The organism is Paenibacillus sp. NPDC058367, from assembly GCF_042723305.1.
Taxonomy (GTDB): Bacteria; Bacillota; Bacilli; order Paenibacillales; family Paenibacillaceae; genus Paenibacillus_AQ.
On the sequence record NZ_JBHXIZ010000006.1, the window covers coordinates 58,760 to 72,809 of the forward strand.

Genomic DNA, 14,050 nt, shown 5'->3' on the forward strand with positions numbered 1-14,050 from the left:
TCTCGCTCCGTGAATGCCCGCAAGAGCAACTGTTCACCTTTGGGCAAAGACCAAAACGCCCCGGGGCGTAGATCATGCTTTGTCCATAAGTGGAACAGAAGCGTAACCATTCCCCCGGAGCGGGTTAGTTTTTTACTTCTTCGATATCGACACCGAATCCGGACAGCTCGAGCACCTTATCCCCTACAGCATCCATCTCCCCGGCCAGTAGTAGCCGACGGACGGCTTGATCACCACCAGAAAGTTTCAATTGGCTGGTAATCCGCTCGTCTCCCCATCCCTTCAAGCTCACTTTCTGCTCGTTCTTCTCCCCATAATTCTTTACAACTTGAATTTCCTTTGTCGCTTCCTGAATAAGCGTGGAGTTAAACATTTCGTTGTCCAGCTTCTCGGTTTGGATGCCCTTTACGTTTTTACGAGATGTGCATCGTTCCCGGATGCTGTCCACACGACTGGAGGTCAATCCATTCAGTGTGACACGCAGGCCCAGCCGCTTGATAAACACCGATTCTTCTGGTGATGTAGCTGCAGTTTCAAAGAGTTCCGCCAAAATCTGTTGTTCGGTCATTTCGCTCATTGTTTAATACCCTCCATTTTTATAATTTATTAATTAGCGACAATTGGATCGAGAAGTTCATAACCCTCAAATGTGAAGGATGTTTCTTCCGTTACTTCTTCCCCTGCCGTCCAATTAGCAAGTTGGATGCTATCCGGCATACAACGGATCAAACGAACCCTTTCGAATCCATAAGCCTCGGGATCTTCCAACTTTGAAATGATATCGAATTTTGAAAATCCGCGCTGGATCATACCAGAGGTTATCTTATAACCACTGATTGTGCCGGTGCCGCTTTGAGCCCCGATCTTAAATTGCTTCCAGTTATAACCGACTAAGTTCAGTTCCCGCTTGTCCACATCAATCTTAGCTTCCAAGTGGTTAATATTCGTTTGCCACACTCCATCAATAAAAGCCTGTCCAAACGTCCCGAGTATCGCCCGGGTTGGGTCCATTGCCATAACATCTCACTCCTTTATTGCACGTTAAACGTGCCGAATATTTGCTCCATCACGTCGGTATCATCCGCCGTCCAAGTGAGGAATACCTGATCGTCGTCCGGCTTGATCGCTGGTGAGGATCCATAAAACCGTGGATCAAGTGATACGTTGTAGCCTGTTGACTCGATTACGCCTTCAGTAGCCAGTGTCCTGAGGTAATCTTTGCCCGCTCCAATAAGAGCGAGACGACCTTCAGCGGTGTTATTGACCTTGCCGATGTAATTATCCTCTGCTGTCTGCATCAGATCGTAGGTAATCTGATCCATCACGCGAATCTTCCGGATTTTCTTCCATCCTTTGTTCTGACCGGACCGCAGTGAGACTAAGCTGTTGATACCCTTCAGTACCTTCACCTTCCGGCCATCATGTATAAGGAGGAACACCCCGCCTTTGACAGCTGCCTCTTGCTCAGAACGTGTCCAGCGGCGGGTGACGTCTTCAAACGGGGAAGCAGCATAAGTGGTAGAACCACTAAGTGCAGTTCCCGCAACAAGTCCAGCCACCCATGCAGCTGTTTGTGCGGAGCTGTAAGAAACACCATCCAATACGCCACCATCGCCGACATTAATAACGCCCTCAAAGTCCACTGTCGCGCTTCGGGTAAGAGCAACGCTCACTGCTGTAGCTCCTGTGTCCTCCGCTGCGGAACCTCCGAGTGCAACTGTGATTCCTTTACCCTCTGCCCGCAATCGTTTCACCCAAGCTACTACGCTGGTTCTAAGGGCGGCATCGAAAACACCGTCCAAGGCGAGCACATGAAAATCCTGAGTCTCAAACGCACCAAGAGCGGCGATATAATCCGCATTGGTAATGCCAGATATCCCAGAGTTACCGCCAGTCAGTGCGATGTTCGAAACATCAGCCAGTATGCCATTGCCAGGGAGCAGAACGGAAGCGGAAATCCATATGTTTCCGGCGTCCTCATTGATAGCCGCCGCTGCCGCCGCAACGGTGCCGCTGGTAAATGTAAAGATTCGCAGCAGGGTCGTACCGTCATACAGCTTGATATCTTTCTTGTTGTTATCTACCAAGTTTGTAGCAACGGTCAGGCGGAAGTTATTTCCGCGGGCTCCCTTGTACTTGGCATCAATCCTCAGGGCGTTTACCGGAGTTGATGTCGTATCCTGAAGTGTTTTGGTTGCGATGGCTGCTGAAGAATCTCCAAGGCGATATGCCAGCACCTTCTTAGGTTGAGCCAGTAAGGCCAGCCTCAAGGTAGTTCGAGCCGTGGCGCTTCCAGTCTCATCATCCGTAAATAGAGCAGTAATCGCCGCTTCGCTGCCGACTTCTACAAATTCATTCATCGGGCCCCAGTGAGCTTTAACAGGCAAAACGACAGTGCCGCGGGCTCCTGGCTCAATGGCTGCCAGAGCAGCAGCCTGGAAAATCATATACAGACCGGGCAATACCGGCATATCTGTTGCGCTCCATGTTCCTCCTGCCATTTACAGCACCTTCCTTCCTAAAAATTCATCAATAAGAATTCGCGCCTGATCCACGGTCAATTCGGTTTTTCCACTGCCGTAAAAAGCGCCTTCCAGTACCTCCGGACCGCATGAAAAAAGAGCCCCGGCATGCGCCAAAAGCTCTTGAACAGGTACGGAGGGTTTAACTGGCTGTGCTGCAGCTTCTGATTTCTCTGCCACGCTTACCACCTTACCTCTCATATTCGTTTATAGTTTACTTCAGCCATCAGTGGACCTTCATCTGTCAGCTTCTGAACCTTTCGGCTTAAGCTGATGGTAATCTGTCCCTCTTTTATGGCGTCCGCTTCGGTATTCGCCTTCAGATCGGCAACAGTCATGTATCTACGGTCCAGCAGATCGAGGGGTATCTTAGGTACGCTGCCTATCGCCTCAATGAGTTTAAGCACACTGTAATGCTCCTGATTGCCATCCGGACCAAGGACATGCGCTGTGAACCGCTTCGTGATCTGGAATATTCCAACTCCGAGCGGCTTAGCTTCCATGTCGGTGATCCTCCACATGATAGAGGAACGGGTGTATCCAACGGGCCAAACGCCCTTATACACACTCCACTCCCGTCCGAATAGCGTTTCAGTCCAGGAAGCAAGTGCATTAAGCCATGGATCTGATGTCACCGGAACACCGGCACCCATAGGCTGCAAAGCCATTACAGCAAACTGCATGCCGCGCGTAATGGCGTCCCAGTCCTCGTCAACGGTATCCTGAGAGGAACCCATATATGAACAGGTGAATACCTCTCCTGCTTCCGTTACAAGCGGCTCAGCCACCAGAGCGGCAGCTATCTCCTGTTCTATATCGTCAACAGCCTCGAAACTGGTACGCGACACATAGGGCCATACCTCAATGATCCGCCGGAAGCCTGCCCATGGAGATTCGTTATCATCGTCACCTTGGAGGACAACAGCATATGGTTTTACGCTGTCTTTACTCGCAGCATGCGGTTCAAACACATCTGTCAACGATGGGACAGCTTCAATGATACGATTTCGAATTGCATTCCTCATTGCATCGCCCACCATTTCGCAAGAGCCTGCTTAATTTTACCTTTGTACTTCTTCGCAGTCGGTAAGACAACAGGCCGTGCCTTCGTGCCGGGATGGTTTACCTTCTTCACCGGATGAGCCGCACCGCGCCAGTACAGCGCCTTCTTATTCTTCGGCCGGATTACATGTGGCTTCGTACCTAATTCCAAGTACGTGCCATATTTAACGCCATGCGCCAGGTACATTACAATTTTGTTCTTGCCCATCGGCTTCGCTCCGGCATGCAATGACCTGTGAGCGGTTGAGGTGCGGTCAGTCCAGGTGGCTTTCGTCTTCATTTCGCCTTCTGCAGTTTGTGCAAGGTTCTGAATAATCGCAAACGCCCCGGCCTGCTTCCGCCTCATGTGGGCGCGGGCATTATCCCCAAGTTTCGGCACGATTACTTCACCCTCTCCAGATCTGCCTTGTACCCCACAACAGTACCGTTAACGACATGCGGCATAACCTGCAGAACTTTGAACGTGTCTCCCAAATGGTCGAACGAATCAGATACCTCGGTGCCCGCTTGGATATCTGCATATTCGTCTGCCAGCAGGCTGTATGCCCTATCAATCTGAACGGTACCGATGGTGCCCGAATCAACCTGCGGAGATTGGGCATTACCGCCGATAAAAATCCGGACGGTAATGGACGGCAGGTCTTTCTGATATTCTTCATACCCGCCGCCCTTTCTCCGCTTCCCCTTCCGGTGGATAGCAATGGAAGAAGGATTCTGACTGATATTCCAGGCGATATGCTTACGGCGAAGAGCTACAAAGTCCATCACAGCACCTCTGGAGGCTGGACGCTGAACATGTAGCTGCCGTAATTGGCGGTTTCTTTCAAAGCGTCAGCAGCAACTCCGTACTGCTTAGCCATTGCTAAAGCATGGTTCAGTCGGTCCTTCAATGAAGTGAGATCATATTTTTCAGAGCCGATGCTGTAGCTCTCAATGTCCGCCTGCAACAAGCCGGCTTTCTCCGTCCACCCTTTCGCCACTGCCGAATCTAAATTATCTGATTCGGTCAGCAACGTATCAAGGTCAAAGTCGGTGAAATTCGTACTTGCTTCCGTCCCGCCTTCGGGAATCCGCTCATTCAGCAGTTTTCGGAGGCGGGTGCGGAGCTCAGTTGTAGCTTCCATACAATCACCTACTTAAGAGAATGAGATTTCCTGAACATTTTCTTCTACCGCTGCATAGACACCGCGGTAAGACCATCCGACAATCTGTGCTTCAATTAAACGGGACAGATCAGCTGCTGTGGACTCAATGCGCAAGTCTTGCTTTTCCAGCTCTTTGAACCCCCGCTTTGGACGAATAAGGTAAGCCTTACCTTGCTGGACTCCCGGATATGCAAATTCTTTCTTGCCTACAGTTACTTCCCATCCATCATAGTAAATGATTGTATCTATCCCGGACACGGCAGGATATGTGGTTCCGTTTATGGTATACCCGCCTTTGAGAACCATATCGATATTCTCTTTGTCCAAACTGGACGCCAGCAGGATATTCCCAGCCCGTTTAGCTGTGCGGGCATCACCCTGTGCCTTAGTAAGTGTTTTATACATCCGCACCCAAGCTGGATCAGCTGTTTCGCCTTGATATGCAGTCTTGTTGGTTGGTTTGTACGTATAGGTAATGATAGGCCCCAAGTGCATGTGATTCACTTTGGCATTATAGGCTTCGCCCATCGCCTTGTTCATGATTTCAACAGTGAAATATTCATTGAAATCCTTCATTTCTTTGGTGTATTCGAAACCAGCGGCCTGTGTCAGAATACGTGCAATAGGACCCGCTTCTGCGGACAAGGCTCCAAATTTCACCTCTTCCCCTTCCATGTGGTCAGTGAACACGACTACACCGTAAATCGCCCATTTAACATCAACCACTTTTGGCAGGGTGGAATCGGAAATAGTCTGGTAAATGGGCTTATACAGCACCGGCACTTCTTCACGGCCAAGTTCGACATCCAAAACCACTTTTCTCATCAAATCTTTGAATTGATCCAAGCTGCCACTAGTCAACATTTCACCAACAGGCTTAGTGAATTCCAGCGTCTCCATTTCTCCGTTTACAATGTTCTTCGCAACGGCAAGAACTTCCCCATTTACAACAAAGGCCACATCCGTTTTGAATGTGCCCTTACGGCGCTCTTCGCGCAATGTATCAATGCTGATTACTCTTGTCATGTGATGTTATCCCCCTTTATACTTGCGGCCCAAGAATGAGCCAGATTACGTTGTTTGCATCCTTACCGACAGTTACACGACCAACTTGACGATTATCAGTAGCCGTTTCAGTAAATTTACTGGTACTGGCTGACCAGTAAACAGCAGTGCCGGCAGCAAAAGCCTGGCTGGTGCTGATTTGGTCCGTTTCAAATTCTGCTTGTTCAATGTCCAAAATGACCTCTCCAGTTTGCCCAGCTCCAGTTGTAACGGATTGCTTTGCAACTCCGAAGAAACCACCGAGCAGATAGAACTTTTCAGCTTCGATAACAGTATTCTGAGGCACTATCACCCGAACAGATTTACCGTCACTGACTTTGGCCCGAGCTACACTAGTTCTGGTTGTTGGTACTGGTTGTCCTCTAAATGACATATTCTTTTCACTCCTTCTCTTAGATGCTGGTACGGCGTGTTTTCACGCTGGAGCCAGCATTATTGTTATTGTTGAATCCGTTCCATGTAGCCGCTGCCGGGTCAGTATGATAATTGCTGACAATCGCTTTAACAGCTGTGTCCGCCAAAAAGGCATCCATTTCACCAGCAATCTGCTCTTTGGTCGCTGTAGCAGCGATGGAAGAAGAGTGATATGACCAAAGCTTACCGATCGCTGTCGCAGGGTCCTTGATGTCCTTGCGGACCGCCTCAGAAGTAACCTTCTCTGTAAACATTTCGCCAACAATTTGATCGCGGCCCGCTCCAGCATCTTTTTCAGATGCCGCTTTAAGCGATTTAAATAGGTCCTCGACGTTCATTTCGCCAGTTACACCGAGAATATCCTTAGCTTTACCACTGATCTCAAGCGCACGTTGAACTTCTTTAGCGAATTCAGGGGTAAGTTCTTCAACAACCTGCTGATCAGTCAAGCCCATTTCACCAGCCAATGTACCAATAGTGACGCCTTTAAGACCATGTTTCTTTTTTACTTCTGCTATTACCTGAGCCCATTCCACTTGCCCATCATCTCCCTTCGAATGTTCGGGGCCTCCCCCATCTAAATCCCACATTTCACCACTTACTGCAACAATTCGGGTCGGCATCCCCATTCGATCCAATGGAGTCCAGTCAATACTAAGAGGGTCATACCCTACGACCTGCGTTTCACCAGATGCCGTCTTAAGTGCCGGCCTACCGAAGATACTTACTTGCTTAATTCTTCCTGTTCGCAAGTACCTCTTAAGGTCGGGCTCTTTTTGATCAATGATCCCACGGAAGTAAGCAGCCTTCTCAGTCATCTTTGCCCCGATCCAGTGAGTTGCGGGGTCGATAAATTGGTTTGACACATCTTCAGCCTTTTGGTGCCCCTTAAATCCAGCAAGGGTACGTGTATTGACTGCATCAACAATGTCCTGCAAGGACTTGTGAGTGTAGTTCCAGCCACGTTTCGACTTGCCAACCGGTATTTCTACCACAACCTCGTATGGGTCCGTGTCACCTTGCTTGATTGCTTCAACGTCCACTCCTGGAGCCGAGGGGATGTCCTCGACACTCATTTCACCAGCAACTCCACCAAAAAGACGAAACAACCTGTCTTCCTCAGCCATCTCACCGTAATACATGATTTTATGCATTCGCATTCACCCCCTTTCGTGCCAGCCCAACAAGGGCTCCAGCAATCATATTAATGGCCTGCTCTTCGGCCGTTGCCAAATATCCCTCGTAATCCTTGGTCATTGGGAAAAGGTGTATGTGCAATAATTCATGAACCAGTATTTTTTCCATATCTTGTGGGTGGAGTTCATCAGGCGAATAATCCAAAGGGTCCAGAATACGAATATTTGCGGACCTGTGTTCCTCTTGAACCGTGATTACACCGTTGGAATTAGGTAGGTTCATATCCCTTCCACGCTCAATGCTGGTCTTAACATCCCAGTCCTGTAACCGAAGCACCTTTTGCCACTCAGCACATTTCTCTTTCAGTTGTTCCTCTGTAAAGATCACTGATTTCAATACAATTCCTCCTTTTCGCACGACAAATAGGCCGCTTCACTAAGCGACATTCGAGTACACATTTTGATACCAATCTTCCAGGTCTGGCTGACTCGTCGGAGTCTTTGTCCATTGGTTGAGACGGTGCATGAACAAATCAAGGTCTTCATGAACAGAAATCAGAACACACATGCAATTAGGGTGCGCCGGCATATGAGGTTCTTGACCTACCGGCCATACACCGCGGCCCATTCCGTGGTCAGCTCCTGCCAGTTCGTCGCAGATATCAGGTTTGGGATGAGCGCCTGATAACACCCATTTCATTCCGGAGTAGCTTGGGCTTACACGAGCAGCCGCAATAGTCCCTTCTCCGAATGCTGATGCAGTTTCCGTTCTAACTAACCTCAAAGCTTCGTAGGACAAATCACTTGGAATACGGCTTCCCATCCGCTCCATCATTTCAGGGTAATCTCCGGAAAGTGTCTTCTTCCCGCGGCGAACATACTGCTCCAAGAAGCGGGCAGTCTTTACCGGATCTTCCCCGTTTTTGATACCGTCCTGAATGATCTCAGTCATGCTATGACGGGCTTTGATCCCCTTCTGCCATATCCGGTCTGATAGCATCAGTCCGTTCTCGCTCCGTGCCCACATGGCATCGACAGCCTGCTTGTTGGTTCGAAATATCATTCTTTCTAACGGCTCTATTGGAATCTTAGCACTGCTAATATGCAGCTTCGTGATATCAAAAGAGTAACTTGTCCCGGCATCAACACCCTTAATGATGTATTGATTCATTTTCTCGCGAAGTGATTGGGGAATGTTTGTTTCTCGCAACATCTTCATCAACGGATCAAGATAGCGCTCGTTTAATTGGCTGCCGTATCCTCGGCTCCGCAGACTTCGAATTTCTCTGGCAACTTGATCTCCGGTCCGAATGAATATCCTGCGTACTTCAGGTTCCTGATTGAGCAGAACGGAGGTGTACTTTTCCCGAGCTGCAAGTGCGAAGACTGCATATTTATCAGCAGACATCTTCAACTCCTGTAGTAGCTTCCGGGCTGACTCCGTTGCATAATCTTCCATAAGCTACACCGCCTCGTTCTTTTCTGCATCCAAAATCTGCCCGTCCTCCAAGCGTCTAAGGAGCAACTTTGTTTTTAAGATGCGATCCTTCTCTCCTTCTACGTCGTCACTGCCTTCATAGCTATGCATAGTATCAACCCAGTACGCCAGGTATTCTACTGCCGCCGGTTCGCTTATAAGACCGCCAGCGAGCGCCTTATCCAGGGCTTCAACGATCGTTTTAAGCTCCTCCGCTACATCCTTGGAATCTCGCTGATCCACAGTCTCCCAAACAAGAGAAGTTTCAAAGGTATCAAATGTGACTAGCCCCGATTGGGACGTCATAGAAAGGACCATTCTCGCCAGCATCTGCCACGAGTCAGCGAATGACTTCCGTTTCCGCTCTACTTTCTGAATGAAGATAGGCATTTGCTCTTTCACACTAGATAGACTGGACGGCGTATGGACCCCAAAAACAAACTCTGGTGTCTCAGAAGCCGATACAATGCAGTAGAATACAAATTCCAGCAATGCCATTGCATCCCCGGTGGCAGACTTGGCTTCAATGAAACCCGCATCTTCGTCGTCCTGGAACAAAAGTATCTCTTTACCGTGTAAATTGAGCTGCCCACCGCTCGATGCAAATTTCTTCGGATCGGTAACTCCGAAATTATTAAGCAAAAAAGCAGGGACATTCTTAAGCTTCAGCTTCAGCCTTGGTGTACTGTGCATTTTAGATCCTTGCACAGAAGCAAGTAGCACATCATGATAGATTTTGAGAAACGGTTCTACTGATTCCAGGTCACTTTTACCGAATTCTGTAGTCTCATCTCCGTCATTCTTAAAATGAACAATAGGTATGAAGCCCCACGGATTGTCGTGATCTCCTGGTTCGGCATTCGGTGGGTTTTCACCGTCAATCTCAATAACACGACGCTCTGCGCTTATTCTCTGGCGGATTTTGCATGTTCTTTTGCTCCCTGATTCGTCATGCCAAGAATGCTGAGATTCTAGAACATATTGAATAACTTCACCAGTAAGCGGATCGAGGTCTATACGAGTGACCTGCTCAGGAGGAATGATGTTATAAACAATGTGTACTTCGTTTTCTGGAAAGAGCTTGGATTTCTTCTCCTCTCTTGTTAACCAAACAAAGCAATCGCCCTCCTTGATCGCGTTCAGATGTGTTCTTTGTGCTTTTGACTCATTCTTCTTCATAAAGTCGTTCAAGGTCTTTTGGGCGTCCTCATCAGATGACTTAAATTCAGGCAACCCCATGTAACCAACTGGTGCGTTGACTATCTTCTTAGCAAAGCCAGCCCCGATTTTATAGCTTTCTTCAGTGTTGTCATATAGTGCTCGTGCCTTGGCATAGTCCACACGGGTTGAATCAAGCGTATACGTCCCTCCCAAGGTACCCGTAACCACTCCCCATAGACCGCTTAGCCCTTGGCGCAGCTTAGACATTTCCCCGAAGACTTTATCCATCCATATCCATTTAGGCATATACCCTCCCCCTTCCAAACAATGCAGCAACTTCTGGGTCTACCGTCACGCGCCCACTCTTAGCAGCATGTGTTGCCATCTCCAGTGCATCAGGTCCGTCATCCTTCTTTGCCTTCGGGAATGACTCCAATTGTTCAATGAGCACGCGCTGTAACCCCTTCGCAAAGCGAAGATAGTGGTTCTTGATGTCCGGTTGCAAACGTGTAATCCGTAACACTTTATCTGATGTTTGCTTAAGCTCAGAGATAGGAAGGTAGATCCCCTTTTCAGCAGACCGCTTTTTCACTTCACTAGCAAAAAACTCTTGGAACTGAACAGTCTCGACTACAAAATCCTCATACTCAATCCCGTTATCTTTGTAATACAGCGCCCGTCCAAATATATCGTCGATGATCTTGTCCGGATGTCGTACTTCCAGATCGGCATAGACACACCACAGTTGACCTGTGTGCCTGTGACGTGCAACATCAACGATAGCGGAATAGTCTCCGCCTTTCGCTTTTTTCCCAAGCGATGGATCACAGGCTCCAAAGATAATGTAGTCTTCTCGCAACTCTTCCATAGTAGGCCCGCTCTCAAGCTCTACAAGCCCGTTGAAGAGGCATTGTGCTTTATCTATAGGTTCATTCTGCAACTCCGAGTTAAACGCCATCTCGGAGGCTAGGCGAGCTACCATAAGGCTGTAATAGGTATGCTTCTCAGGCCACAGCACTTCTGAACCTCGAAGCATCTCTTGCTCGTTGGATTTAAAGAAGATCTCAGCATCCTGAATGCGGTCATGGTTCTCAAGGTTGAGCGCTATCCTAGTCCACTCATCCCATAAGTCTTCACGCTCTGCGAATGCAATGACCGCCTTGTAAATCTTGCTATCAAACAAGGGATTGTCGATGATACGCTTAAGTACAGAGTCAGACTCAAGGATTGTACCCATGACGACGATGTCCGTCAGGGACTTACCACCAAGGCCGGTACCACCTGCCCGAAGTACGGCCTTCATGAACCATTCGTCATACGTCCAACGCTTGTTCTCCTCAGACTTGACGTTTTTATCGTTCTCGATATCATCCAGCACGATCAAGTCAGGCCTGTGGTTCTTATACTTCAGACCGCGGATTTTCCCGCCGATACCTTTTGCAATGAGACAAACTCCGTTGGAAGTGACCATTTCCGTTACGTTCCAAGTTACGCCCCTCAGTTGACCAAAATCCTCGATGATGGCAACATTCTCGTCCATCTCTTCTTGGATCGCTTCAAGATACCCGCTGGCTTGATCCTCTGTATCCGAAACAAGCACAATGAAGTGCTTAAGACCATAAAGAGTACAGTACAGCGGCAATCCGAGTGTTAGCTGTGTGGACTTGGCATGTTCTCGAGGAGCTGCTCGGCACATCTTCGTACCGCCGCCGCTGTCTATAAGCTTCTTGAGGTCGATAAACATTTCGTGGTGATGCTTGGAAAACGGTAGGTTAAAGTAATGCGGCAGGTAGGCTTTGCAAAAATACTCTTGATCGATCTCGGCGAGCTGCCTTCGTAATCCGTCCTTACCTGTGAGCTGAGTGCCCTCGTCAAGAAGATTGCTTATTTGGTCTGTCGGAAAGTGTCTTTGCAAATACTCCTGCATCAGTTCCAGTTCCCACTGTTCCATGTACATCACCTCCAAGGCAAAATAAAAAGCACCCCTGAATGGAATGCTTTGGCTAAATCTTGTATTGAATTGTCTTATACGCGCAGTGCCTACTCACGACCCTCGTACTCCGCCACACGACGATACCACGTAGCTCTGTTCATTCCGACACTCTTCATAGCAGCGACAGCCGTAGACTGCCCAGCCTTCCAAATGGTATATGCAGCGATGAACGAATCATCGATCTCAATCTTTTGGCGGCCGAACCGGATACCCTTTTCCTTTGCCACTGCTATGCCCTCGGCCTGACGTTGCTTGTTCTTCTTACGTTCCTGCTCTGCCACATATGCGAGCATGGAAAGGAACTGATCTTCAAGCAGCTTGCCGAGATCGCCCATAGTTTTAAATTTACGACTGTCAAATAGCGTTTCATTCTCAAGCACGATAACATCAGCGCCGATTGTACGTGTGAGGTGCTTCCATTCGCTTATGATGCCGTCATAGTTACGACCTAAGCGATCAAGAGAGTCAAGATATAATAAGTCACCTTCACGAATGGTACGCCTCATGAGTTGATAACCATCACGTTCAAAGTTCGCTCCGGTTTGCTTATCCGTAAATGTGAAACGCTCCTCGATCCCCAGCTCAGCAAACTTGATCAATTGGCGGTCAAGATTCTGTTCCTTACGGCTCACCCTTGCATATGCCAGTAGCATGTTCAGCTCTCCCCTTTACCAGTGTCACAATAAGTATATCCTTAATTGTGTCATATCACAATAAGTTAAGTATACTTTAAGTGTCACTAATAGGGGCTATTCCATTCGAGTTTGTAACTGTCACGAAACTACTGGTTTTTGAGACTACTCTTCTGACGGTGGTTCGGACTGTTCCAGCATCTTTTTCAGTTGATTGATAGCAGCCTGCTTGTCGTCGTCCGTCTTCTCGATTTTGATCTCCTGCTTGTCTGTGAACATAGCAAGGTGCCTGCCGATGAGTTCCAAGGCTTTCATCTTGTCGTGCAACTTGACCTTCCTTGTCCGGCCGTTTGTTGTAATCGACTCGCTGATCTCTGAAAGCACGGTACCGTCCAGTTGGTTGCTGGGCTTAACGGTTATCTTTCCATCTTCAGAAACCTCAATGAAAGCGTTCAAGTCGGAGAAGGCGATTTTACCCAGTTCGCTCAGCACCCGTTCAGCCGTGATGTCCGTCCTCTTCTCACGCCTTGCCATAGCCTCCTGTACGGCCTTTTGAACCTTAACATTAGCTAACAGCCTACTAGACTGTTCTGTGGCTGTATTAGCGCTATATCCCGCCCTGATGGCTGCCTGTGTGGCGTTCAGGTCGACAAGGTACTCTTTTACGAATAATTGCTGCATTGCCGTTAAACCACTCTTAGATTTGCTCATACCACGTCCCTCCAAATTCCTTAATTTTTGTCTTAGTTAATCTGCGTTGATGAGAAGTCTTGCCGGGCCCTCAAATTCTCTAGGAGCCTTTCCTACAACCTCAATCCTAAACTTCGTATGAGCCTCGATTACAATCTCTTCGACACCTTCACGCCGACACAATTCTTCTGTTAACTCGTTTGTGTTAGGTAGCTCTACAGTCTTTTGATTCTTATCCAAATCATTCACCCCTTCACTTTGTAAAAGTATGGTCAGATCGTTGTCGTGTTACGGTAATATTACTGTGTTATTACCGTAACGTTTGAGTGACGTTACATGCGTTCATTTATGCAAAAAGGCCACTCTATAAAAGCAGTGACCTTGGCGTTTTATTCAATTGAGGCGTCAAATCTGATCCCCCTATACTTTATAGCACTATAGTTACATCTTCGTGTTTAAAAACGTAACACCCATAAAGAAAAGGGGTTCATAGCCACCCCTCTGCCTTCGGCATTCACCTGTCCTAGTCCCGAAACTGAAAGGATGTTTCGCGACGTGATTTTTTTAACGATCTGGTTTAAAAATCTATGATAAGGGCATACGTACGCTGTGCTCCGTACTAAGATCTCTCTCCCTAGTGACTTCGGTGTAAGAACAAGATCATTATACTGAGATTTGAGGAAATGACCTAATCCCAAAATCGGGCGTTTTAGACCAAATCAGCGATTTTTCTTAATTTAAGTAACTCCTACC

At 48.0% G+C, this 14,050-nt stretch carries 18 protein-coding genes; all 18 read right to left on the minus strand.

Features of this window, described 5'->3' with window-relative positions:
• Positions 1 to 124: 124 nt before the first annotated feature.
• The 18 genes from ACFWMP_RS25625 to ACFWMP_RS25710 all read right to left on the minus strand — a co-directional run bounded on the left by ACFWMP_RS25625 (position 125) and on the right by ACFWMP_RS25710 (position 13,537).
• Entirely contained in the window at positions 125 to 577 is a 453-nt protein-coding gene (locus ACFWMP_RS25625) for a phage tail assembly chaperone (protein ID WP_341127861.1), read from the minus strand.
• Between the two features lie 29 nt (positions 578 to 606).
• Complete coding sequence (locus tag ACFWMP_RS25630) at positions 607 to 1,017, minus strand: phage tail tube protein (RefSeq protein ID WP_341127860.1); 411 nt, start codon at positions 1,015 to 1,017, stop codon at positions 607 to 609.
• Positions 1,018 to 1,031: 14 nt separating this feature from the next.
• On the minus strand, positions 1,032 to 2,501 hold the full coding sequence (locus tag ACFWMP_RS25635; protein ID WP_379425034.1) for a phage tail sheath family protein: 1,470 nt from the start codon (positions 2,499 to 2,501) through the stop codon (positions 1,032 to 1,034).
• Positions 2,502 to 2,702, minus strand: coding sequence for a YqzN/YkzM domain-containing protein (locus tag ACFWMP_RS25640; protein WP_379425035.1), 201 nt, complete (start codon positions 2,700 to 2,702; stop codon positions 2,502 to 2,504).
• Between the two features lie 17 nt (positions 2,703 to 2,719).
• Positions 2,720 to 3,547, minus strand: a complete 828-nt coding sequence (locus tag ACFWMP_RS25645) for a hypothetical protein (RefSeq protein ID WP_379425036.1) — start codon at positions 3,545 to 3,547, stop codon at positions 2,720 to 2,722.
• Complete coding sequence (locus ACFWMP_RS25650) at positions 3,544 to 3,930, minus strand: hypothetical protein (RefSeq protein WP_379425037.1); 387 nt, start codon at positions 3,928 to 3,930, stop codon at positions 3,544 to 3,546. Before ACFWMP_RS25650 ends, ACFWMP_RS25645 begins: the two co-directional genes overlap by 4 nt.
• 35 nt (positions 3,931 to 3,965) lie before the next feature.
• Positions 3,966 to 4,349, minus strand: coding sequence for a hypothetical protein (locus tag ACFWMP_RS25655; RefSeq protein ID WP_379425038.1), 384 nt, complete (start codon positions 4,347 to 4,349; stop codon positions 3,966 to 3,968).
• Positions 4,349 to 4,708: a hypothetical protein gene (locus tag ACFWMP_RS25660; protein ID WP_379425039.1), complete on the minus strand. Its 360-nt coding sequence runs from the start codon at positions 4,706 to 4,708 to the stop codon at positions 4,349 to 4,351. The genes ACFWMP_RS25655 and ACFWMP_RS25660 overlap by 1 nt, the downstream gene beginning before the upstream one ends.
• Positions 4,709 to 4,720: 12 nt before the next feature.
• Complete coding sequence (locus ACFWMP_RS25665; protein WP_341127853.1) at positions 4,721 to 5,755, minus strand: phage major capsid protein; 1,035 nt, start codon at positions 5,753 to 5,755, stop codon at positions 4,721 to 4,723.
• A 16-nt stretch (positions 5,756 to 5,771) separates the two neighbouring features.
• A complete protein-coding gene (locus ACFWMP_RS25670; RefSeq protein WP_379425040.1) occupies positions 5,772 to 6,167 on the minus strand; it encodes a DUF2190 family protein in 396 nt (131 codons plus the stop codon).
• Positions 6,168 to 6,186: 19 nt separating this feature from the next.
• The gene (locus tag ACFWMP_RS25675; RefSeq protein WP_379425041.1) at positions 6,187 to 7,362 is read right to left on the minus strand and encodes a hypothetical protein; all 1,176 of its coding nucleotides are present in this window, start codon (positions 7,360 to 7,362) and stop codon (positions 6,187 to 6,189) included.
• The gene (locus ACFWMP_RS25680) at positions 7,355 to 7,741 is read right to left on the minus strand and encodes a hypothetical protein (protein WP_379425042.1); all 387 of its coding nucleotides are present in this window, start codon (positions 7,739 to 7,741) and stop codon (positions 7,355 to 7,357) included. The genes ACFWMP_RS25675 and ACFWMP_RS25680 overlap by 8 nt, the downstream gene beginning before the upstream one ends.
• A gap of 39 nt (positions 7,742 to 7,780) precedes the next feature.
• Entirely contained in the window at positions 7,781 to 8,803 is a 1,023-nt protein-coding gene (locus ACFWMP_RS25685) for a retron-type reverse transcriptase (RefSeq protein ID WP_379425043.1), read from the minus strand.
• A gap of 3 nt (positions 8,804 to 8,806) precedes the next feature.
• A complete protein-coding gene (locus ACFWMP_RS25690; RefSeq protein ID WP_379425044.1) occupies positions 8,807 to 10,288 on the minus strand; it encodes a phage portal protein in 1,482 nt (493 codons plus the stop codon).
• A complete protein-coding gene (gene terL, locus ACFWMP_RS25695; protein WP_379425045.1) occupies positions 10,281 to 11,933 on the minus strand; it encodes a phage terminase large subunit in 1,653 nt (550 codons plus the stop codon). The genes ACFWMP_RS25690 and terL overlap by 8 nt, the downstream gene beginning before the upstream one ends.
• A gap of 89 nt (positions 11,934 to 12,022) precedes the next feature.
• On the minus strand, positions 12,023 to 12,628 hold the full coding sequence (locus ACFWMP_RS25700) for a recombinase family protein (RefSeq protein WP_379425046.1): 606 nt from the start codon (positions 12,626 to 12,628) through the stop codon (positions 12,023 to 12,025).
• Between the two features lie 144 nt (positions 12,629 to 12,772).
• Complete coding sequence (locus tag ACFWMP_RS25705) at positions 12,773 to 13,318, minus strand: terminase small subunit (RefSeq protein ID WP_379425047.1); 546 nt, start codon at positions 13,316 to 13,318, stop codon at positions 12,773 to 12,775.
• Positions 13,319 to 13,354: 36 nt separating this feature from the next.
• Complete coding sequence (locus ACFWMP_RS25710; RefSeq protein ID WP_379425048.1) at positions 13,355 to 13,537, minus strand: BC1881 family protein; 183 nt, start codon at positions 13,535 to 13,537, stop codon at positions 13,355 to 13,357.
• Between the last annotated feature and the right edge of the window lie 513 nt (positions 13,538 to 14,050).